At 58.2% G+C, this 21,175-nt stretch carries 22 protein-coding genes and 1 tRNA gene; 16 read left to right on the top strand and 7 right to left on the bottom strand.

Annotated features, from left to right (window positions below):
- Positions 1–28 precede the first annotated feature (28 nt).
- Positions 29–1,429 carry an aminoacyl-tRNA deacylase and HDOD domain-containing protein gene (locus U5A05_RS01155; RefSeq protein WP_321835295.1) on the top strand — a complete coding sequence of 467 codons (1,401 nt, stop codon included), beginning with the start codon at positions 29–31 and terminating at the stop codon, positions 1,427–1,429.
- A 168-nt stretch (positions 1,430–1,597) separates the two neighbouring features.
- On the opposite strand, the gene U5A05_RS01160 is transcribed toward U5A05_RS01155, so the two are convergent.
- From U5A05_RS01160 to U5A05_RS01175, 4 genes are all read right to left on the bottom strand, one after another.
- Positions 1,598–1,978: a helicase gene (locus tag U5A05_RS01160; RefSeq protein WP_261740466.1), complete on the bottom strand. Its 381-nt coding sequence runs from the start codon at positions 1,976–1,978 to the stop codon at positions 1,598–1,600.
- Between the two features lie 191 nt (positions 1,979–2,169).
- Positions 2,170–2,445: an HU family DNA-binding protein gene (locus tag U5A05_RS01165; RefSeq protein WP_016782719.1), complete on the bottom strand. Its 276-nt coding sequence runs from the start codon at positions 2,443–2,445 to the stop codon at positions 2,170–2,172.
- A 188-nt stretch (positions 2,446–2,633) separates the two neighbouring features.
- The gene (locus U5A05_RS01170) at positions 2,634–3,782 is read right to left on the bottom strand and encodes an NAD(P)/FAD-dependent oxidoreductase (RefSeq protein ID WP_321835296.1); all 1,149 of its coding nucleotides are present in this window, start codon (positions 3,780–3,782) and stop codon (positions 2,634–2,636) included.
- A gap of 41 nt (positions 3,783–3,823) precedes the next feature.
- A complete protein-coding gene (locus U5A05_RS01175) occupies positions 3,824–3,991 on the bottom strand; it encodes a rubredoxin (protein WP_003437744.1) in 168 nt (55 codons plus the stop codon).
- Between the two features lie 202 nt (positions 3,992–4,193).
- On the opposite strand from U5A05_RS01175, the gene U5A05_RS01180 reads away from it, so the two are divergent.
- The gene (locus tag U5A05_RS01180; RefSeq protein ID WP_395246951.1) at positions 4,194–4,757 is read left to right on the top strand and encodes a chorismate--pyruvate lyase family protein; all 564 of its coding nucleotides are present in this window, start codon (positions 4,194–4,196) and stop codon (positions 4,755–4,757) included.
- Entirely contained in the window at positions 4,757–5,647 is an 891-nt protein-coding gene (ubiA, locus tag U5A05_RS01185) for a 4-hydroxybenzoate octaprenyltransferase (protein ID WP_261740467.1), read from the top strand. Before U5A05_RS01180 ends, ubiA begins: the two co-directional genes overlap by 1 nt.
- 14 nt (positions 5,648–5,661) lie before the next feature.
- Here the strand turns inward: ubiA and U5A05_RS01190 are convergent, their stop codons facing one another.
- Positions 5,662–8,043, bottom strand: a complete 2,382-nt coding sequence (locus U5A05_RS01190; protein WP_321835298.1) for a penicillin acylase family protein — start codon at positions 8,041–8,043, stop codon at positions 5,662–5,664.
- A 261-nt stretch (positions 8,044–8,304) separates the two neighbouring features.
- Here U5A05_RS01190 and U5A05_RS01195 point away from each other — a divergent pair, with 261 nt between their 5' ends.
- The 9 genes from U5A05_RS01195 (at position 8,305) to U5A05_RS01235 (ending at position 16,471) form a co-directional block, all read left to right on the top strand.
- Entirely contained in the window at positions 8,305–9,054 is a 750-nt protein-coding gene (locus U5A05_RS01195; RefSeq protein ID WP_321835300.1) for a tRNA-dependent cyclodipeptide synthase, read from the top strand.
- Between the two features lie 128 nt (positions 9,055–9,182).
- Positions 9,183–10,016: a 2OG-Fe(II) oxygenase family protein gene (locus U5A05_RS01200; protein WP_321835302.1), complete on the top strand. Its 834-nt coding sequence runs from the start codon at positions 9,183–9,185 to the stop codon at positions 10,014–10,016.
- On the top strand, positions 10,003–10,896 hold the full coding sequence (locus tag U5A05_RS01205) for a 2OG-Fe(II) oxygenase family protein (protein WP_321835304.1): 894 nt from the start codon (positions 10,003–10,005) through the stop codon (positions 10,894–10,896). The genes U5A05_RS01200 and U5A05_RS01205 overlap by 14 nt, the downstream gene beginning before the upstream one ends.
- Positions 10,889–12,337 carry a cytochrome P450 gene (locus U5A05_RS01210; RefSeq protein ID WP_321835306.1) on the top strand — a complete coding sequence of 483 codons (1,449 nt, stop codon included), beginning with the start codon at positions 10,889–10,891 and terminating at the stop codon, positions 12,335–12,337. Before U5A05_RS01205 ends, U5A05_RS01210 begins: the two co-directional genes overlap by 8 nt.
- A complete protein-coding gene (locus U5A05_RS01215) occupies positions 12,321–13,238 on the top strand; it encodes a 2OG-Fe(II) oxygenase family protein (protein WP_321835307.1) in 918 nt (305 codons plus the stop codon). The genes U5A05_RS01210 and U5A05_RS01215 overlap by 17 nt, the downstream gene beginning before the upstream one ends.
- Before the next feature lie 43 nt (positions 13,239–13,281).
- On the top strand, positions 13,282–14,157 hold the full coding sequence (locus tag U5A05_RS01220) for a 2OG-Fe(II) oxygenase family protein (protein WP_321835309.1): 876 nt from the start codon (positions 13,282–13,284) through the stop codon (positions 14,155–14,157).
- Complete coding sequence (locus U5A05_RS01225) at positions 14,135–15,028, top strand: 2OG-Fe(II) oxygenase family protein (protein ID WP_321835311.1); 894 nt, start codon at positions 14,135–14,137, stop codon at positions 15,026–15,028. Before U5A05_RS01220 ends, U5A05_RS01225 begins: the two co-directional genes overlap by 23 nt.
- 12 nt (positions 15,029–15,040) lie before the next feature.
- Entirely contained in the window at positions 15,041–16,405 is a 1,365-nt protein-coding gene (locus U5A05_RS01230; protein WP_321835312.1) for an MFS transporter, read from the top strand.
- A tRNA-Ile gene (locus tag U5A05_RS01235) sits at positions 16,396–16,471 on the top strand. The genes U5A05_RS01230 and U5A05_RS01235 overlap by 10 nt, the downstream gene beginning before the upstream one ends.
- A gap of 18 nt (positions 16,472–16,489) precedes the next feature.
- Here the strand turns inward: U5A05_RS01235 and U5A05_RS01240 are convergent.
- On the bottom strand, positions 16,490–17,065 hold the full coding sequence (locus U5A05_RS01240) for a DUF6436 domain-containing protein (RefSeq protein WP_321835313.1): 576 nt from the start codon (positions 17,063–17,065) through the stop codon (positions 16,490–16,492).
- A 108-nt stretch (positions 17,066–17,173) separates the two neighbouring features.
- Here U5A05_RS01240 and bipL point away from each other — a divergent pair, with 108 nt between their 5' ends.
- Positions 17,174–18,115 carry a phospholipase BipL gene (bipL, locus tag U5A05_RS01245; protein ID WP_261740478.1) on the top strand — a complete coding sequence of 314 codons (942 nt, stop codon included), beginning with the start codon at positions 17,174–17,176 and terminating at the stop codon, positions 18,113–18,115.
- Positions 18,116–18,288: 173 nt separating this feature from the next.
- Here the strand turns inward: bipL and U5A05_RS01250 are convergent, their stop codons facing one another.
- On the bottom strand, positions 18,289–19,026 hold the full coding sequence (locus U5A05_RS01250) for a DUF2059 domain-containing protein (RefSeq protein WP_261740479.1): 738 nt from the start codon (positions 19,024–19,026) through the stop codon (positions 18,289–18,291).
- 152 nt (positions 19,027–19,178) lie between these two features.
- Here U5A05_RS01250 and U5A05_RS01255 point away from each other — a divergent pair, with 152 nt between their 5' ends.
- From U5A05_RS01255 to U5A05_RS01265, 3 genes are all read left to right on the top strand, one after another.
- Positions 19,179–19,814, top strand: a complete 636-nt coding sequence (locus U5A05_RS01255; protein ID WP_261740480.1) for a 2OG-Fe(II) oxygenase — start codon at positions 19,179–19,181, stop codon at positions 19,812–19,814.
- The gene (locus U5A05_RS01260; RefSeq protein WP_261740481.1) at positions 19,811–20,314 is read left to right on the top strand and encodes a 2-thiouracil desulfurase family protein; all 504 of its coding nucleotides are present in this window, start codon (positions 19,811–19,813) and stop codon (positions 20,312–20,314) included. The genes U5A05_RS01255 and U5A05_RS01260 overlap by 4 nt, the downstream gene beginning before the upstream one ends.
- Before the next feature lie 117 nt (positions 20,315–20,431).
- A complete protein-coding gene (locus U5A05_RS01265) occupies positions 20,432–21,145 on the top strand; it encodes a carbonic anhydrase (RefSeq protein WP_261740482.1) in 714 nt (237 codons plus the stop codon).
- The last annotated feature ends 30 nt before the right edge of the window (positions 21,146–21,175 follow it).

The following is a 21,175-nucleotide window of genomic DNA, read 5'->3' on the forward strand; positions in this document are numbered from 1 at the left end:
TTTGAGTTGTAGAGAACGGATGCAGACCATGACTGAAGTTGCCAGCGCCCCTGCCGTTGCGAGCACGCCATCTGTTATCGGGCGCTTGCTCGGTGACTTGGCCATCGCTTACCGCGAAGTTACCGATCACCCTGGGCTTGACCCGGCGCGCAAGGTGCAGGCCGTACTGCTCGATGATTCGGTGGGCGCCCTGATGGTGCTGTATACGCAGAGCCATTTGCTTGATCTGAACCGGCTGGCCGACTTGATCGGACGCCGCATGACCGCCGTTGCGCCGGATCGCCTGCAACTTCTGCTCGACAAACATGGCCTGAGCCTGCTGCCCGGTTTGCCAGCGCTGACCAACTCACCCTGCCTGTACGAAGAGCAATTGCTGTTGCAGCCTTCGCTGCTCATCAGCGCCGGCGAACCGGGGATAATGCTGGAAATTCCCCGGGAGGACTTCAAACGCCTGCTCAGCAACGCCAGTGCCGGTCGTTTTGGTGTGCCCTTGAGCACGATCGAACTCAACCGGGATCATGCCGGTGACGACGGTGAGGCAATCACCCAGGCGGTCCAGGCATTTACCGCACGGCGTATTCAGCAACGACTTGAAGCTACCATCGAGCTGCCGCCGCTGTCAGAGAGCGTGCGCAAAATCATGCGGTTGCGCTCCGACCCTGAAGTCACCATCGACGAAGTGACCAGCGTTGTCGAAACTGACCCGGCTCTAGCGGCACAAGTCTTGAGCTGGGCGTCATCCTCGTACTACGCGTCACAGAGCAAGATCCGTTCGGTTGAAGACGCCATTGTGCGGGTGCTGGGGGTTGATCTAGTGATCAACCTGGCGCTTAGCCTGTCGTTGGGTAAAACCCTGAGCTTGCCCAAGGATCACCCGCAGTCGAGTACTCCGTACTGGCAGCAGTCGATCTACACCGCTGCGGTGATTGAAGGGCTGACCCGTGCCATGCCTCGTGAGCATCGCCCTGAAGTCGGCCTGACTTACCTGGCGGGGCTGCTGCACAACTTTGGTTATTTGCTGCTGGCCTATGTGTTTCCGCCGCATTTTTCGCTGATTTGCCGTCATCTTGAAGTTAATCCCCACGTCAGTCATAGCGTGATCGAACAGCACTTGCTGGGTATCAGCCGTGAGCAGATGGGCGCTTGGTTGATGGGTTTTTGGGAAATGCCGGACGAATTGGCGATAGCGGTGCGTTTTCAGCACGATCCGGACTACGTCGGCACAGACGCGCAATTTCCGAATCTGGTGTGCGTAGCGCTGGGGTTGCTGCGTAGTCGCGGCATTGGGCAGGGGGCTTGTACGCCATTGCCGGATGCATTGTTTGACCGCTTGGGCGTGCCTCGCGACAAGGCTGAAGCGGTGGTCGGCAAAGTGCTTGAGGCCGAGGTGTTGCTGCGTGAAATGGCGGCGAAGTTCAGCCAGAACTGATGCTTCACGTAGCAGCTGCCGAAGGAACGAGGCTGCGTCCGGCGGCACAGCCGTCGTATAACCAGGTCATGGGTTTTTATAGAAAAACCGTATGTTCAGGATTTACGATCGCTCCGCAATCGAACGCAGCCTCGTTCCTTCGGCAGCTGCTACAAATACCCGTAACGCTTAAACCTTCGGTTTTTTACGCGGCTTGAGGTACTTGGTCAGGCCCTGGAACCAGATTACCAGCGCTGGGTTGCCCTTGATCTGAATCGACTTGTCCTGAATCCCGGTCATAAACGCCAACTGCTTGTTTTTCGCTTGCAGCGTGGCGAAGCCGTAGGCGGCATCTTTGAAGGCGATAGCAAACGCAGGCTCGGGGTACATGCCGCTGTGACTGGTGATGCGCTGGTTTTTAACCTTGAAATGACGGGCCACTTTGCCGTCCAGGGTTTGCAACTGGAACACCAGATCCTTTTCAGCCAATTGTTGCTGAAATGCAGGATTCTTACGGCTGGCTTTGCCCATCAGAAAGCCCAGCATCCAGAGCAAAAAACGAAATTTCATGTACGCGGCCTCGGGGGAATAGATAAATGGCCGGCGCAGTGTAACGACTTGAGCGAAGAACGCCATAAATCTGCAGAGATAGGCGTAGATGGGATGGGTTTTGCCACTTATGGCCGCACAATCGACTCGTTCGTTATCAAGAATGGGCTGCTGGAAGGGCCAGCTTGCCCATTCTTCATCGGGTCGGTGCCTTAAGGATTAACGCTGTCCTTGAGGAACTTGCCCGGCTTGAACGCTACCGTGTTGCTGGCCTTGATGGTGACTGGCTGACCGGTTTGCGGGTTTTGCCCGGTGCGGGCACCGCGATGACGCTGAATAAAGGTGCCGAAGCCGACCAGCGTGACGCTGTCCTTGCGATGCAGGGCCTGGGTGATTTCTTCAAGCACGGCATTGAGTACGCGGTTGGCTTGTTCTTTGGTTAGGTCGGCCTTTTCAGCAATAGCGGCGGCGAGATCTGGTTTACGCATGATGAAGCCTCATTGACGGTTTTTTGTTGTTATGTCCGTGCTGCTCTCTTCGGAGCAGCTCCAAGGCGCCGCAGGCTCTAAACTGCGGCAGACCGGTGTGAGAATGGCACGCGGCCAAGCCCGACGCCAGCCTCTGCACCGGCTTTGTTGAGTCCAGGCAATGCCATATGCGACAGAGTGCGCAGTGTTTACGCCAAAAGAGCAGGCAGCTCTTTGTTCAGTGCGAGTTTTTCACGAACGGCTTCGCCGGTCAGGGCATAACCGAGCAGTCGTCCGTTGGCGTCGCGGCACAGCGCCTTGATATCAGCGCCCTGACCCTCCACGGTCCATACACCCTCATGGCCACGCGGCACGGGTGACACCACCAGTGGGCAAACCGGAGTCTTGACCGTAATCGGCATTGCCCCGTAGCTGACGGTCGTCGGGTTGCCCGCCAGAGTTTGCGCCAGTGCGCGGGCACAACTCATCAGCGGCATTACGTACAGCAGGCTCAAACCATCGACCTCTGCGCAATCGCCCAGCGCGTAGATGTTGTCGTGGGAGGTCTGGAGCTGACGGTTTACTTCGATCCCGCGATTGACCTGAATCCCGGCAGCGGCCGCCATATCAATACGCGGGCGCAAGCCGATGGCAGACACCACCACATCGCACGGGATCACACTGCCATCGGACAAATGCGCATCGAGCCCGGCGTCAGTACGCTGCAGACGGGTCAACACCGGGCCCAGGTGCAAGCGGGCGCCCAGGCTTTCAAGCCCGGCCTGGACCGCCGCCGCGGCAGCAGGATGCAACAGGGTTGGCATCACCTGCTCGCAGGGCGCGACCATATCCACCTCATAACCGCCCGCAATCAAGTCATTGGCAAATTCGCAGCCGATCAACCCGGCACCCAGAATCAGAACGCGGCGCTTGCCTGCCGCTGCTGCCCGAAATCGGGCGTAATCTTCAAGATCATTGATCGGGAAGATCGCGTCCTGCGCGTCACCCTCCACGGGTACCTGCACCGTTTGCGCGCCCCACGCCAGGATCAGGTCGCGGTACGGCACGGCTTCTTCACCGATCCACAACTGCTTGTGGCCCGGGTCGATCCCGCTGACACGGGTGTGAGGACGCACCTGGGCCTTGAGTTGCTCGGCCATCGTCTCAGGCGTTGCCATGCTCAGGCCGTCGGCCTCTTTGTTCTTGCCAAAACCGGTGGACAGCATTGGCTTGGAGTAGGAGCGCCCGTCATCGGCAGTGATCAGCAGCAGCGGGGTTTCGCTGTCCAGCTTGCGAAACTCACGGGCCAGGTTATAGCCAGCCAGCCCAGTGCCAACGATCACGACAGGTGCGTTCATTCCAATCTCCAGAGAGTGAGTCAGGGTTTTAAAAGGGTCGATCAGTTGATTTCAATCATCTCGAAATCCATTTTGCCGACGCCGCAATCCGGGCACAGCCAGTCTTCAGGCACGTCTTGCCACAGTGTGCCGGGGGCGATGCCATCATCCGGCCAGCCGTCGGCTTCGTTATAAATCAGTCCACAAACAATGCATTGCCACTTTTTCATCGGGGTACTTCCTAAAGGTTCAGGCTTGAACGAGCTCACGGACTTTTCGAGACTGCCGTGTTGCTCGTTAAATTCAGGGCGTTTTGTACTGATGACCACAGGCAGATGCAAGCACCAATGCTGCCAAAAGGCCCTCGACCGCTCATTCAAGGACCAGCGTGATAAGCTCGCCGACCTCAATGGCTGCCAATTATGACCCACCGTGCCGCACATAACTTCTCCGCTGATCTCCCCTGTCTGGCTTGAACAAGGCCATCTTGCTGCGCTGCCTGATGCACAGACCCTCGACTGGTTATTTGACGAGGGCTCTCTGACTCGGCGCCTTACTGCAGTTTCAGATAATTCCTTCAGTGTGCTTCCGCTTTTTGAAGGTTGGCAACAATTGCGCCCGGACGAGTGTGCAGCGCTTGACCTGCCCCTGGGCGTTCAGGGCTGGGTGCGCGAAGTGTATTTACGTGGTCACGGGCAGCCGTGGGTGTTCGCTCGTAGCGTGGCGGCCCAAAGCTCACTGGAGGAGGGTGGTCTGAACATGGACGAACTCGGCACCCGTTCACTGGGCGAACTGCTGTTTAGCGATCAGGCATTTGAGCGCGGCGCGCTGCAAGTGTGTCACTACCCGCGCCACTGGTTGCCGCCAGTCGATCAGGCCGACCTGCTGTGGGGCCGCCGTTCGCGCTTTGTGCGCGGGGCACTGAGCGTGCTGGTGGCCGAAGTGTTTTTACCCAAACTGTGGGCCGCCCTCAGTGCCCGGTCGGAGAACAACTGATGTACACGCGTTTGCTCAAATCACTCAATCGCCTGAACCCTCGCGCCTGGGATTTCATTCAACTGACCCGCATGGACAAACCCATCGGCATTTATCTGCTGCTGTGGCCGACCTTGTGGGCGCTGTGGGTTGCGGCCAAGGGCGTGCCCTCGTTGAGCAACCTGCTGATTTTTGTCTTCGGCGTGATCCTGACCCGAGCGGGGGGCTGCGTGATCAACGATTTTGCCGATCGCAAAGTGGATGGCCACGTCAAACGAACAGAGCAGCGGCCTATGGCCAGTGGGAAAATCAGCAGTAAAGAGGCGTTGGTGTTTTTTGCGCTGCTGATGGGAGTCAGTTTTCTGCTGGTACTGTTCACCAATGCGCCAACCATCTGGCTTTCATTCGGTGGGCTGGCACTGGCTGCGACTTACCCGTTCATGAAGCGCTTCACCTACTACCCGCAAGTGGTACTGGGCGCTGCGTTCTCGTGGGGCATACCGATGGCCTTCACCGCTGAAACCGGCAGCCTGCCGGCTGCTGCGTGGTTGCTGTATATCGCCAACCTGCTGTGGACAGTGGCCTACGACACCTACTACGCCATGACCGATCGCGACGACGACCTCAAGATCGGTGTCAAATCCACCGCCATCCTGTTTGGCGATGCCGACCGTGTAATCATCCTGAGCCTGCAAGGCCTGGCCTTGGGCTGTCTGTTGCTGGCGGGAGCGCATTTTGAACTGGGTGGCTGGTTCCGCCTTGGCCTACTGGGCGCTGCAGCGTGCTTTGCGTGGGAATTCTGGTACACCCGTAACCGCGATCCGCAACGCTGCTTCAGAGCCTTTTTGCACAACCACTGGGCAGGTTTGGCGATTTTTGTGGGGATCGTATTGGATTACGCCCTGCGCTAGCACCCTGAAAACCTTTACCTCACCGGCACCAGCCGCAACGTACTGCGCGTATTGAGCTGGATTTCGGCTTCGTCCATGTGCGGTTTGTCGTAATCGCCTTCGATGTAGGATTCGGCCTGGTCGCGGTAGTGCTTGTCGAAGGGCACGCCGCTTTGGCCTACCGGGTTGATGGTCAGCCCGTGGGACGGGTTGGCAAAGTCGATCAGGCGCCGGGTAGATGGGCCGTAGGTCACCGGCCAAGGTGCGTTGCCGAGTTTGGCGCTGAGGTTGTTCGGTACTTCGTGGCTACCGGGGGCGGCGAAGGGGCCGACGTTGAACAGCCAGTCCAGCGGTTTTTGCCTCCCCAGCGGGTGGTCGTGGGTCAGGGTGTGGGCGCGGCCCCAGCGCCATTGGGCAGGGTCGTCACCCAAGGCGGTCTTGAGTTGGGCCATGCTGGCTTGCCAGGCGATCTTGACCGTGTCGGTGCGGGTCTCTTTTTGCGTTGTATTGCGGTTATCCCACCACGGCGAATCCGGGCTGGCGGCCAGGCGCGGCAAAGCCGCATCGATCACGCGGGTGCTCAGCATGGCGTCAAAAAAGGCATCGCCCAATTTGTCGCGCATGGTTGCCTCGGTCAGGCTGAACAAGAACTGGTTGAACAATGTGGCGGCGGTTGAGTCCAGCGGGTAATCGCCCTTCCACTGCGCCAATTGTTCCACCAACTTGCGTTCGGCGGGGTCGCTGACCACTTCGCGCAGCACCGGCAACAACGGTTTGAGCACGCGTTGGCCGTAGTCGGTAGCGGTACCCAGTTGCAGCGCTTGACTGTTCTTCAGGTTCCACTTCACGCTGGTATCGCTGAGCTGGCGATTCAGTTGTTGGCCGCGATCCGCCAGGTTGTAGTAGCCGGGAATCTCGATGCCAGCAGGTGACACCGGTTGAAAGTTGGCCGATACGATATAGCCGCGTGCCGGGTTTTCTTCCTGCGGGTTGGCGCTGAACGGGTAAAAGCCGTCTTTATCGGCCTGGCCCGTGCTGCCATCGAGGATAAACGCCGGATTGACACCGGCTGGACGCTTGGGCAATTGCACCGCTGCCCACCAACCGATGTCACCCTTGGCGTTGGCCCATACCAGATTGAGCCCCGGTGCCTGAATGTAGGTGGCCGCGGTCTTGGCCTTGCTCAGGCTGTCGGCGCGGTTGAGCTGGTAGAAACCTTCGAGAATCGGGTTCTTCGTCTGCAGAAACCCCCACCACATGGCAATTGGCGTGTTGCCCGCGGTCGTGCCCAGCACGTCATTGATAATTGGCCCGTGGGGCGACTGGCGCAGGGTCAGTGTCACCGGCGCCTCGCCCTTGACCGCAATTTGTTGTTCGCTGCTGGTCATGTCGACCCACTGTCCGTGGTACCACACCTGATTCGGGTTGTCGGGGTTGGTCTTCTCGGCGATCAGGTCCAGATCATCGTTCTGGAACATGGTCAGGCTCCAGCCAAAGTCGCGGTTGTTGCCCAGGAAGGCGAACGGCACCAGCGCCTGATGGTAGCCATACAGATCGAAGTCGGGCGCCGAAAGTTGGGCCTCGTACCACACCGAGGGCGCCGAAAAGCGAATATGCGGGTCACCCGCCAGCAGTGGTTTACCACTTTGCGTGCGCTTGCCCGACACCACCCAGGCATTACTGCCTTCAAACTGCGGCAAGCCCACCTGGCTCAAGGCCTGATCGCTGAGCTGGGCCAACGCCCCCAAGGCTTTCCAGTCATTGGCTGCCAGCACCGGGGCCAATACACCTTGAGGTTGCCAATCCAGATCAAATATTTTCAGATAATCGCTGCCCAGCTGATCGCGTATATAAGTCAGCACTGGCTCGGTACGAAAGGCCGCGGCAAAGCTGTAGGCCATGTAACCGGCGACGCTGATGGTGTCTTCGGCGGTAAAGGGCCGTGGCGTGATGCCCAGCAGGTCGAACTCCACAGGTTTGGCGTGGCTGGCCTGGTATTGATTGATCCCGTCCAGATACGCCTGCAAGGCCATGAATGCCGGGGATTGCTGATCCAGTTCAGTCAGGTAGCTGGCGGCCCGTTCGCGAATGCGCAGGCTGCGAAACAGCTTGTCGGTATCGACCAGCTTGGGGCCGAGCACCTCGGCCAGCTCACCCCGCGCCAGGCGGCGCATGATTTCCATCTGAAACAGTCGGTCCTGCGCCTGTACATAGCCGAGAGCGCGGTACATGTCTGCCTGATTGCCCGCCCGTATATGCGGCACCCCGCGCTCGTCATACCGCACCGTGACCGGCCCTTGCAGCGCATCAAGCGCAACTTGCCCCTGACGAGTGGGCAGTTTGCTCTGCACGTACCAGAACCCGCCGCCTGCGATGGCGGCGACGACAAGGGCGATGACGGTAAGGCTGCGTTTCATGGAGCGTCCTTAGGGTAATAACTACAGCGAGTGTAGGGGCTGAGACTTGATTGAGAAAGTCAGTCATTCAATGCGAGCAGGTTATTTCGTACAAAATTCAGGGCTTGGTCTTACATGGTAAGACGTTGTGCAGATTAGGATGCCTGTCTATAAATTAAGTAACGTTATTTATAAGAAGTTTATCGCCTGCCTGCCCGCTTGGATATTTAATCAATTGCATGGACACCCTGCCTTTAGTCAGTTTATTGACAAGGAGTAAGTATGTCATTTGATATAAGTAATAATTCGGTTTTGCAGACCGCCTGTGTTATTGAGGCTCGATCATTTAAATATAAAGCCAAGATAGCCTCGGTGTCACCGCTTGCAAAGCGCAATGATTTTGAACTGTCAGGTAGTTGTTTTCTTGGAATAAGCCTTGAAAATAGCCACTTCTACCCACAGAAGCTGGCTGGAATTCTGGAGTGGATTTCTCGGCGATTTGCGCAGTGTACGGTGCTGGTCGGGGACAGTATTCATCGGTTGACCCTGCAATCAGTGCATAACTTGCAGCCGCCAGTGGCGATGGTTGCAGCACTGGCGTTGGGTGAGCGTTTTATGCGGGAAAACCAGCCGGTATTTGACCGTTTCAGTACGGCCACACGGTTTCGCTTTCTCACCTGTCACGGGGTTCAGGCGCAAGTTGGCTATCAGTATTTTCATCACCAGCTCCTGCAGCTCTATCGTACGGATGCTCGGTTCAATCAATCGGTAAAACGCTTTGCCGAGCACTATTTGCGCAAAAAATTCGATCTGTTGGAGCCATCAGAATGGGCGCGGCAGGTCGCGTTTTCGGCGGATTATTTTCTTGAAGAGTTTGCGATTTTTGCCTGCCTGCAACAACAGGGGCACTCGGTCATGATCTACCCAGGGTCGTTCAGCACTCTGTCGGAGATCGCCCAAGGTTTGCATCCTCTGGCGCCTGAAGAACTCAAGGCGCTGACCATCGTTTCTCTGTGTGTGAAAGGGCGTTGAATATGCGCAGCTTTAGGGCGCCAGCCCCTGCGAATCAGCTCTACAGCACGGTTTACCACAAGCGCGTGGATACCCGGCCCGTAAGCTGTACCGCTGATTTGGTGTGTGCCTGGATGACGGGCCGCCGATTGAGTTTTGCCAGCGACCAGGACCGACACCAAGCCTTTGCCGACGGTGTGTTTCTGCTCAAGATCCCTACTGAACTTGATGTTGGTGCGGCTGACCAGTTTGCTAATCAGTTCTACCGGGGCGATGCCAGTGAATATGGGCATTTCAAGTCCATTACCGCCTTCCAGTTTGGCGACGGTTTGCTGGGTTTTCATGAGCGGGTCGACCAGATTGAACAGTTTTTGCTAGAGCGCAGGTTTTGGGCCAGCCATTACCCGGCCGAGGTTGCTGATACTGGAGAGAAAATGACCGCATTGTCCCGGCAGATTCTTTGCGCAGCACTCGATTACGCAGGTATACCTGCACGGGTCTGGACCCAGGCCACGGGGAGCTGCTCCCATGGTGGTGGCGCTTATCACCTGACCTTCAACCATTATCGTGCGCAATTGGCCAAAGTGGGTTTGAGCTCCCATAAAGATGATGGTTTTTTGACGATTTTGCGTACGACCCAACCTGGGCTTGAGGTTAACCGGTCTGATAGTTGGGAAAGGGTTCCCTGTGCGCCTGATAAATTTGTCATTAACTTTGGCCTGTCAATGGAATGGTTAACCGCCCGCTGCAACTCCCCAGTGGCGGCCATTCTGCACCGTGTTGCACGGCAAACCGAAGATCGCTCCAGCTTCGGCCATTTCAGCTCCAGTAACTTTCTATCTCGAGACAGGGGCATTTTTAATTATTGTCCAATTCGGGGTTTGCAGCGCGTATGTGATGCGCGGGAACTAATCGATAACAATGATCGGGAGATCTATCAAGGCACTTTTTATTCGGGGGATATGCCTGATGATTTATCCTGACGCTCACCTGCATTGCGCCTCGCTTATTAAAGACAAACTTGTATTTGATAAAGATGGAAGTTTGCGCGACGCGATTGCACAGGGTTTGTTTTTATTGAAAGTGCCTGAGTATTTGGATCTTGAACCGGGTATCAAGCTGTGTCGCGAGTTTTATCTGCCCGCTACAGATCACACGAACTATGGAGGGTTCCGCCAGCAAACGGATATCTACTTTGACCGTGAGCACTTTCAAACCGAGCATCTGTTGGTCGACAAGTCTCGATGGGCCGGGCGTTTGCCCTGTGCTGTAGTGCAGATGGCCCAGGTAATGGATGCAGTAGGACAGGTAATTTTTCAGGCAGCGCTATGGGAACTTGGGGTAGCGGAGCATCTGTGGCATCGGATCAGTGGTGGCGCCGTGACGGGTGAGGGCACTCATTGGTTTGCCGCCAGCCATTATCGCCCCGAGCGTCGTTTGCCAGGCTGTGCCGAACATAGGGACACCGGCTTTGTGACGCTGCTCTATACCCGCCAACCGGGCTTCGAAGCCTTTATCGGTGGTCAGTGGCAGTCCATCGCACCTGTGCCAGGGTGTTTTATCGTCAACTTTGGGGCATGCCTTGAAGCGCTCAGTGGTCGTTTGCCGTTGCCTGCCCGGGCGATTGAGCACCGCGTGCGCGAGTGCCCGGCGGTGCCCAAGGGCGAAGACCGTTTTTCCTTTGCAACTTTTCTCAACCCGCCTGCCTGTGGCGATCTGTATGAGTTGCAGCCCCAGGGCGAACTGCTGCGGTTAATGAGCGTTGAAGCCTTTCTTCGCCGGTTCAACCAGTTCACCTGGCAAGACCGGCACACCACATTCGGCATCGAGTCGGTTCCGGCTCCGGATGCGGCCCATGAGTAACCCCAAGGCTCCCTTTGTCGGTGTGATTGCCCATCACCCGGGGCCGTGCCCTGTGCAGGGGCATGGCGATGCGTTCCATCACGCCACGGTGGAACTGGGGTTGCCGGCCACCGAGTACTTTCGATTTAGCGGCATTCGCAGCTGCGCCAAACAGGCGGGCGGCCTCTGCAGTTTCTGGATGGGTGGGCGCTTGGCTCTGTACCAGATCAACAATAGGCCGCTGCTCGATGACGAGTACCTCGCGGCCTCAACCGAGGCCAACCATGAACTGTTTGGCGGCTTTTTGGGCTCGCTGCATATCAGTGATCCGCGGCGAGCCCACAAGCGCCGAGTGGTAGAGCAGGCGTTGGGCAGTCAACGTTTTATCGACGGGTTGAACCCCGAGATTTTTCGATTGGCTGGCGCCTATCTGCGGCCACTTCAGAATCTGCCGTTGTGCATGGAGCAATTGGCCATGCAGTGGGTCAGCCATGTAGACAGCCACTTGCCGGGGGTACTGGATTGCAGGGTAAAAACCCTGGCCCAGTACCTTGAAGATGATCGGTTCAAGGGCGTTGTCAGCGGGTTTTTCGAGCAGGCCTCCAAGGTGATCAGCCATGACGATGCCCAAGGGTTAGAGCAGCAACCGGCGCTGATGCCGTTTGTCAAAGACCTGCTTCTCAGCAATTTTGAGTCCATTGGCGTGGCGCCTTCATCCAACCTGATCCTTGGCCACTTCGCGCTGTGGGGGCTGGCCTTCACCCGCCAGGCTATCGCGCAATTAAGCCAGGATCAGGCGCTGGAAATCGGCACCATCATCATCGCGACCTACGACACCACCGCGCTGAGCCTGCTGTGGTCGATGGCCTATATCGAAACCTCGCCGCGGGTAAAGCGCGAGATCATTTTGGCGGCCACAAACGATAGCGATCACGCCCCGCATGTGATTGATCTGGCGGTGATGGAAGCGCTGCGTCTTGGCGGCTCCAATCCCACGGCGCTGTGGCGGCGCACCATCAAGGCATGCGAGATCGAACATGGAGGGCAGCGCCTGGTGATTCCTGCAGACACCCTGCTGTGGCTCGACCGCTGGCAGGCCAATCGAGACCCGCAGGTGTTCCCTCGCCCTGAGGTTTTCGACCCAGGCAATATTTTGGTTCTGCAAAAAAGTGGTGATCAGCCCCACGCCTTCTGTACGTCGCTGCTGGCGCGCAATCGTTACGACATCAACTCGTTCAGCATGCTCAATACCCGGCGCAACCCACGCAAATGTCCGGGCCGCCTGTTCTCGGTACAAATGCAGGGCTTGTTGTTGCGTGAGCTCTATGGGCATTACGAAGTGAGCAGCACGGGTATCGACCTGAGCCTGAGGCGTTATTGCGCCATGCCCAAGCCTGCCCGGTCGGGGGTAATGACCCTGCGCCTGAAAAAAGGAGGTCACGCCGATGACCAGCACCCGTAGCGCCACCTACCGTGACAGCCTGACCCTGCCTTCGCCGCTGCATCAGGCCCATGCGCAAGCCATGTACCCGCCACTGACGCTGGAGCGTGCACGGTTTTCGGGCAGTCGGCTGGTATTCGATTCAGCCGATGGCTTTGCCCGGGGCATTGAGCAGGGTTTTTTTCTGCTGAAAATTCCTCAGGGCATGGTCTGCGCTGCAGCTGACCAATTTGCCCGGCAGTTTTACCTGCCCGATGACGGTTATCGCGAGATGGAGGTGCCGGGGCTTTATCAGGGCTACTTCGATCGCCCCCACGATCAGTGGGAGAACTTTTATATTGAGCGCGACAACTGGCACTTGCCGCCGCGAGCGGTGGCGATGCTGGGCACGCAACTGGCCTCGCTTGGCTTGAATGTGCTGCGCAACACCTTTGCTTATCTGGAGCTACCTGCGTTCGATTGGCCCCGTATATCGTCAGGCCTGACCGATAACTGTGGCCACCAGATGCTCGCGTTCAACCATTTCCGCTGCGCAAAAAATGCCCGTGGCTGCAAGTTTCACCGCGACTCGGGCTGGGTCACGGTGCTGCGCTCCACCGAGCCCGGCCTGTACGCCTGGATTGATGGGCAGGTACGCGCCATCAACCCTCTGCCCGGCTATTTCATTATCAATTTCGGCAGCTCGTTCGAGGTGCTGACCGAGTGCCTGGCAACCCCGGTCAGGGCCAATATCCACGGGGTGGCACAACTGGAGCCTCGACCGGTGGAGAGTGAGCGAACGTCCTACACACTGTTTCTGGACTCGGCCCTCGACGGCAATCTCTATCAGTACCGCAACGGTCGCGCTGTGGTTGTGCAGAGCGTTGCGCAGTTTGCCGAGCAGGAAGTGGCACGTACTTACGATCAAACCGCCAGGTTGTAGTACCGGGCAAAGTTATCCACAGGAAGATTGAGGTGCAGGTGGCATGAGCAATCAATCGGTTTCGTTGTCTTTGCCCCGTGCGCAGCTCACCGGGCACGGGCTTGAGTTCAGTGACAGCAGCCTTGGACAGGCGCTGGCATTGGGTGCGTTTTTGCTGCAAATCCCGCCTTCACTGGATGTAAACCCGGGGTTTGAGATCTGCCGCAATTTTTACCGACCCAGGCGTGATGCGCAGGATGTGCTGCGCGGTCATCGCGAAGCCCCCCACGAGCGCTCAAAGCTGGGCTATGAAGACCGACCCAATCAGGTCGAGCAGCTGCAAATCGAGAGTCACTTGTGGCGCGAGTATTTCCCGCTGCCGATTACCCGGTTGCTTGGGGCCATCAAGGTTGTGACCTTGCAGGCCTTGCGTCATCTGTTTGAAGCCAGCGGTGTGCATCAGGACCACTGGGCAACCATTACCGGAGGCACGTTGGATGAAACCAGCCTGTGTTACACCACCCTCAATCACTATCGCTCCGGGGTCAGGGGCACCCTGGGGATTGTCGAGCATACCGACAGTGGTTTTATTACGGTGATTGCGGCTGACCAGCCGGGCTTTGAAATCTATCACCAAGGTATGTGGCAAGCGGTTCCCCTTGAACCGGGTTGCTTTATCGTCAACCTGGGCGATGCCTATCAGATATTGACGGCACACCTGCGTCTGCCGGGGCATGCCGTGCTGCATCGCGTCATCGAAACCGTGCCAGTCCGTGACACACCGGATCGCTCGTCATTTACGGTGTATATGGGCCCCAACTTTGACATGAGTCTCTATCAGTACAGCGGCTCGGGCGCGCTTGAGGTGTATCAGTCGTTTCGGGCATTTTCGGTGCTTAAGGCGCAAGGAATGGGTTATGGCTTCCATGACCGAGTGTAAGTACCAGTGGCAGCGGGCCGTGCTGTCTGCGCGTCGACTGCATTTTGACCAGGCTGAGGGGCTGCAACAGGCGCTGCGCGACGGATTTTTCTTTGTGGAGCCCGCACAGGCATTCGACCTGGCACCGGGTGATCGCTTTGCCCGCCAGTTTTATTTGTCGGGTCACGGCACTTACCGAGGTTTTTGCACGCAAACCGAAACGGAACTGGGCAAACATCAGGGCTATTTTTGCCGGGACGCGGACCAGACCGAGCAGTTCTTTCTGCGCAGTAGCGACTGGCACAGGTTATTCCCCGAAGCAGTGCGCATTCAGGCGCAACGCATGAAAACCCTGGCCATCGAGGTGCTGCTGGCGGTGCTGGCATCTCTGGATATTCCCCCGGCACTTTGGCGCAAGGCCACCGGGCATTGCATGGCCAGCCAGGGCACGCATACCTTGACCTTCAACCACTTTCGCCCGCAGGTGAATGCCCGTGGTTTGAATATTCACAAGGACTCGGGTTGGGTCACTGTGCTGCGGTCGCTGGAACCAGGGCTTGAGGTGCTGCGCGATGGTTTTTGGTACCCGATTGATCCCCGCCCCGGCAGTTTTATCGTCAACTTCGGCTGTGCGATGGAGATATTGACCCGGCACACGGCCACACCGGCGGCTGCGGTCGCCCACCGCGTGGTGCAACAGCCTCACGAGCCTGGCAAGGCGGATCGCTTTTCGTACGCGCTATTTCTCGACAGCAGCCTCGACAAGCGTTTCTGCGAGGGCCTCTACAGCTACCGGCCGCAGATTGGGCTTAGGCTTGAGGCCGACTTTGAGCAATTTTTGAAAAGTATCCTTGAGCACACATACGAACCTCATTCGGCAGGGCTGTATTGAGTGGGGAAGCCTATGACTTTTTTCTCTGATCGATCTCACCGGTTGGCGTTGCTGGCATTTTCTGCCGGGATCTTTTGTATTCAGTTGGATGCGTTTGCCTTGAATCTGGCATTGCTGTCGATCGCGCAGGATTATGCCGTGCCGGTTGGCCGGCTCAAGTGGGTGGTCAGCGGCTATTTGCTGTCGGTGGGCATTTTTATGCTGGCCGCCGGGCGCCTGAGCGACGGTTTTGGTCACGGGCGCTTGTTACGCTTGGGGCTGGCGTTATTTGGCAGTGCGTCGTTGTTGTGCGCCGTGGCCCCGTCGCTGCTCTGGCTGGTGGCTGCCAGGGTGCTTCAAGGCATTGGCGCTGCGTGCATCATGCCCTCGGGGTTGGCGCTGTTGAGCCATCTGTATCCGAGTGAGCAGCGCGGGCGGGCGATTGGCCTGGCGTTGGGGCTGGGGGCAATTGCCACGGTGATCGGCCCTTTTCTTGGCGGGGCGCTGACGCAGTGGTTTGGCTGGCGGCTTATCTTCTGGATCAACCTGCCCGTGGTGCTGGTCGCACTTGCGTGCTGCTGGCGAATCGCTGAGCCGCATGTTTGTGGCGCGCGTGCGGCGGTCAACGGACCCGCGCTGTTGTTGGTGAGTCTGGGGCTGGCGGCCTTGGGCTTGCTGCTGGATGAGCTGGGCAGCCCGGCACGGGCAATGCCCCGGGCGGGGCTGGCGCTGGGGATGTTTGTGCTGTGTGCCAGCCTGTTTGTATGGGGTGAAAAGCACGCTGCCGCGCCTTTGATCGACACCAGCCTGTTGCGCAATCCGCCGTACTGGATGCTGACCCTGGCCGGTGCCGTGGTGAATACCGCTACGGTGGTGCATCTGTTTGTGGTGCCACTGTCATTGCAAGGCGTATGGAACCTGAGCCCCTTGCAGGCGGGTATGGCCTTTTTGGCGCCTGCGGCGTTGCTGGCGTGTGGCGGGCCGATTGCCGGGCGTATCCCAAGCTCTGAGGCGGTGTCGGCAATGGCGATATGCCTGGGTTTCAGCGCAATGCTGCTGGCGGGTGCGGCCCTTGCCTATGGCTGGCTGCTTTATCTGCTGCTGGTGACCTTGTGCGGCGCCTCGTTGGGGATTGCCAATGCCCTGACCTTGATTGCAACGCAGGCGGTTGTCGATGAACAGGTCGCGGGGGTGGCCAGCGGGCTGACCAAAACCATCATTACCCTGGCAGCTGGCTTTGGCGTGATACTCGCGGGGCGCAGTAATGGGCCGCTATTAAATGTCCAAGGTGTATTTATCAGCCTCGCAGGCTGCTGCCTTGTGGCCTGTTTCGCGCTGCTGATGGGGCAGCGTTATTGGACGGGAAAACAGACTGTGGATAAGTTGACTGGCCGGTAGCTCAGTGGGTAGAGCGCGCCCTTGATAAGGGTGAGGTGGAAGGTTCGAGCCCTTCCCGGCCAACCATTTAAAGCCTTTTTTCGCTCAGGGTTGCGGTTGCCACGGGCAGTAGCAGCCTACGGCCATGGTGTGGGTGGCCTTGACCGGGCGACCTTCGCTCAGGGCTTGGAGGATCGGCTCGATAAAGCTGTTGCTGGCGTTGCAGGTAGCGCCTTCACTGTAGGGACCGAAGTAGGCCAGTTGGCCGCTGCGGTCCCAGATGGCCACCGCCGGGCTGGCGCTCAGGTGCTCGGCGCCGGGCACGCTGGCCAGGGGTTTGAGCGCGCCCAGGGTGGCAGGCAACTGACCGTGGGTGCCGGGCTTTTGCACTGAATAGAACTCGACGCCTTGCGGTACGTAATGAGCCAGCAATTCACTGAGGTGTTGCTGGTTGCCGACGTTGCACGGGCAGGCCGGGTCCCAGAAGTGCACCACGCGGATGGCGCCCGGGCCGGACAGTTCGGCTGGCAGGCTCAGGACGTCCCCGGCAAACAGCGCGGTCTGATCGCTGAAGGTACGAATGTAACGGCCTTGAAACCAGTCATAAGCGAGCCACAACCCCACCGCGCAGATCAGCGTCAGCAGGCAGGCCAGCAGGGTTTTCAATGTGGGCACCGGCATGCAAAAGCTCCTTGAAGGCCGCGTAGCTTGCCATGCTTGACCTGACAGATGAATATCGATGGTCTATAAAGCCTGTTTTGCGCAGCTGCGCCCTGTCTGGAAGCCCTTATGCCTGCCCCGTTTGCCCCCGATTCCTTGCGCGCCAGCCTGCAGTCGTTGGTCGCGGGCCAGCCGTTATCGAGTGAGGGGCTGGCGTATCAGCATTTTTATGGGCTGGATTTTCCTCATCGCCCGGTTCCACTGAAACGCCAGTTGGGGCGCTTTAGTGCGGCCGGTTATGAACTGGTCAGCCAGGTGTGGTGGCCTGAGTCTGCACCGGTGGCGACGCTGTTTGTGATTCACGGTTTTTACGATCATATGGGGCTGTATCGGCACGTGATCGAGTGGGGCTTGAACCGGGGGTTTGTGGTGATTGCCTGCGACCTGCCGGGGCACGGGCTGTCGAGTGGGGAGCGGGCCAGTATTGATGATTTCGCGCAGTACCAGGCAGTGCTGCAAGGATTGTTTATCGAGGCGCAATCGCTGCAATTGCCGCAGCCTTGGCATCTGTGCGGGCAAAGCACGGGTGGCGCGATTGTGCTCGATCACCTGTTGCACTACGGGCAGCAAAGCCCGGCTCAGGGCCAGGCGATTTTGCTCTCGCCACTGGTTCGGCCACTAGGCTGGCGCTGGTCCAAACTCAGCTATTACCTGCTACGCCCTTTCGTCAAAGCGATCGCCCGCCGCTTTAGCGAGAACTCTAACGACCCGGATTTTTTGCCGTTTCTGCAGGCAGATCCACTGCAGCCGGTACGTCTGCCGACGGCGTGGGTGGGCGCGCTGGCACGCTGGATTCCGCGTATTGAAGGTGCGTCACCGAGTGCGCGTCAGCCGTTGGTGATTCAGGGGCAGGCCGACAAAACGGTGGATTGGCACCATAACCTTGAAGTGTTGAACGCCAGGTTCAATCAGCCACAGGTGCTGTTATTGCCCGAGGCGCGGCATCATCTGGCCAATGAAACAGCCGAGATTCGCGGGCAGTACTTCGCGTTTTTGGATAAGTATTTTTGAGGTTGATACAAGCATGTATAGCCGCTGCAGCAGGCAGCGATCCTGCTGTTGGGCCCTTGTCGCAGCCTGCGGCAGCGGCTACAGAGATACTTCAAGCGTGGGAGCGAGCCTGCTCGCGAAAATCATTCGCGAGCAGGCTCGCTCCCACTGGGGCTTGACCTGGAACAGAGTATCTACAGGCTTTGGCCTACCGCCAACCCGGCGCGGATCGCGGCCAGGGCTGCTTGATAATAGGTTTTGCCTTCAGGTGACTGGGCGAAGGTGACGAATTCTTCCAGCTCCGGGTCAGACAAATCGCGATACACGTAGAGCAAAGTGTTATCCAGCTCGCCCGCGATCTGGTCCATCAACCGCTGGCGCTGGCCATTCAACATGCCTTGCGCCTGGCCGCCGCCCAACAGTCCCGGGATCATCGAACTCAAACTGTCAGCGGCTACCCCGGCAATCGCCAGGCTGACTTCCGCACCTGCTTCACGGGCGGGTAGCGCGCGGGATAAATGATTAATCAGCAACTGGCGGGTGGCGCTGGCCTCCATACGTGGCAAGCCTTGGGCGTGCTTGGCCAGTTGATCGCGACGGGTGGCGAGCAGTTCAGCGGCCACAATTTTGCGGCCCAATGGCGACTGAAAAAAGCTCAGCGCAGGATCAGGATCCGGCAGGTGTTTGCGCATCTGGTCTTTGGCTCGCTGATCCATTGCAGCAGGCGCAAAACGCTGGTTGCTGTTGTTGACCAGGGCCTGATACACGGCAGGCGGCAAATTGCTGCTATAGCGTTGTTGGGCGGCGCTGAGGGCGTCATTGAAATGCGCGCGTTGTTGCGGCCAGCCAGCGACCGTAAACAGATCATCAAGGTTGTCTGCCAATGCGGGTAACGTACAAAACATCATCAACAGTAAAAACAAACGGCGCATGAGGGACTCCTGTCTGCAGGGCGCTATTGTCCGGGTGTGGCGTAGGACTTGTCGAGAATTCGTATCTCTCTAATCGGCTTAAAATGCGCAGGTCAATTATTTCGACGTTGCCAGCCAGACGGAGCTGTCAGATTCTGAGGCGGCTCGATACTATGCGCGCCATGCAAATACCCTCTGATCACCCGCTGTTGCTACGCATCGTCGACGACCTGTACGCGCAGGGATGGTCACAGCAAAATATTTTTCTGCCCGAGGCTTTGACCCTCGAACTGGCGGCTGAGTGCCATAAACGTTCTGCTGAGGGTGAATTGACCCCGGCAGCGGTTGGGCGCGGTCTGACGCAGGAGGTCCGCGAGGGTATCCGCGGGGACCATATCCAATGGCTGGAGCCGGGAGAAGCTCTGGCCTGCGACAGTTATCTGGAGCTAATGGAAAGCCTGCGAATCGCCATGAATCGCAGGCTTTTTTTGGGCCTGGAGGACTTTGAAAGTCACTTTGCACTGTACCCGCCCGGGGCTTTTTACCTGCGGCACCTGGACCGTTTTCGCGACGATGACCGGCGCATGGTGTCGGCCGTGGTGTACCTCAATCAGGGCTGGTTGCCCGAGCACGGCGGACATTTGCGCATGTACCTGGACGGAAATGTCGACTATGACGTGCTGCCGATCGGTGGTTGTCTGGTGGTGTTTCTTTCGGGTGAAATCCCTCACGAAGTGATGCCCGCCACCCGTGACCGTCTGTCGCTGACCGGCTGGTTTCGCCGTCGCGCTACCGAGATTTTTGTATGACCCACAAACTGTTGATCAGCCGCTGCCTGCTGGGCCATCGTGTGCGCTACGACGGCGGCGCCAGCGGTCCGTACGCGCAGTTGGCGCAATGGCAGGCCGAAGGCCGAGTGATAGCCTTGTGCCCGGAGGTTGCGGGCGGCTTGCCCACGCCCCGTGCAGCGGCGGAGATACCCGGCGGCCAAGGCGTTGAAGTGCTCGGCGGTATGGCGTCAGTGATCACCGCAACCGGTGAGGACGTGACCGAGGCGTTTGTGTCAGGAGCCCATCAGGCGCTGGAGCTGGTGCAGCAGCACGGTATCCGGATTGCTATTCTCAAAGCCAACAGCCCGTCTTGTGGTAATCGGCTGACCTATGACGGCAGCTTTAGCGGCGTCAAGGTCGAGGGCCAGGGCGTGACTGCGGCGTTGCTGACCCGTGCCGGCGTTCAGGTGTTCAGTGAGCTGGAGTTGGAAGAGGCGGCCAAAGCGCTGGCAGCGCTGAGTTGCGCAACGAACCCTTAACTTTGAAGGTCCTTCGGCCCTTTTCGCAGCCTTCGGCAGCGGCTACAACGGCTGTGTATTTTCACCCGGAAATGAGTTCAGGTAACATTCGTCTCCACTTTGCCCAGGGATACAACGATGACTGACAAGCCCAAACCACAGCCTTCGGTAGTTGCTGAAAGTGCCGACTCGGCACTGCACCATATCGTTGATGGTTTTTTGCACTTTCATCACGAAATCTTCCCTGAACAAGAAGCCTTTTTCAAAAAACTCGCCACGGCGCAAAACCCGCGTGCGATGTTTATCGCCTGTGCCGATTCGCGCATCGTGCCGGAGTTGATCACCCAGAGTGCACCGGGTGATTTGTTCGTGACGCGTAACGTCGGCAATGTTGTACCGCCTTACGGTCAGATGAACGGTGGCGTTTCGACGGCGATCGAGTACGCGGTGCTGGCACTTGGCGTGCAACACATCATCATTTGCGGGCATTCCGATTGTGGCGCGATGCGTGCGGTGCTTAACCCCGCCAGCCTGAAAAAAATGCCGACGGTCAAAGCCTGGCTGCACCATGTAGAAGTGGCCAAGACCATGGTGCAGGACAACTGCAATTGCGCCAATGAAGCCGAAAGCATGCACGTGCTGACCGAAGAGAACGTGATTGCCCAATTGCAGCACTTGCGCACCCACCCGTCGGTGGCGTCACGCATGGCCAACGGGCATCTGTTTATTCATGGCTGGGTGTACGACATCGAAACCAGCGAGATCAAGGCTTACGACGCCGACAAGGGGGCTTTCCTGCCGCTGGACGGCACCAGCCCGATCCCGAGCGCGACGCCTAAGGCGCGGTTTTAAACAGCATGAACTGTGGGAGCGAGCCTGCTC

It is taken from the genome of Pseudomonas kulmbachensis (assembly GCF_963681935.1).
GTDB lineage: Bacteria > Pseudomonadota > Gammaproteobacteria > Pseudomonadales > Pseudomonadaceae > Aquipseudomonas > Aquipseudomonas kulmbachensis.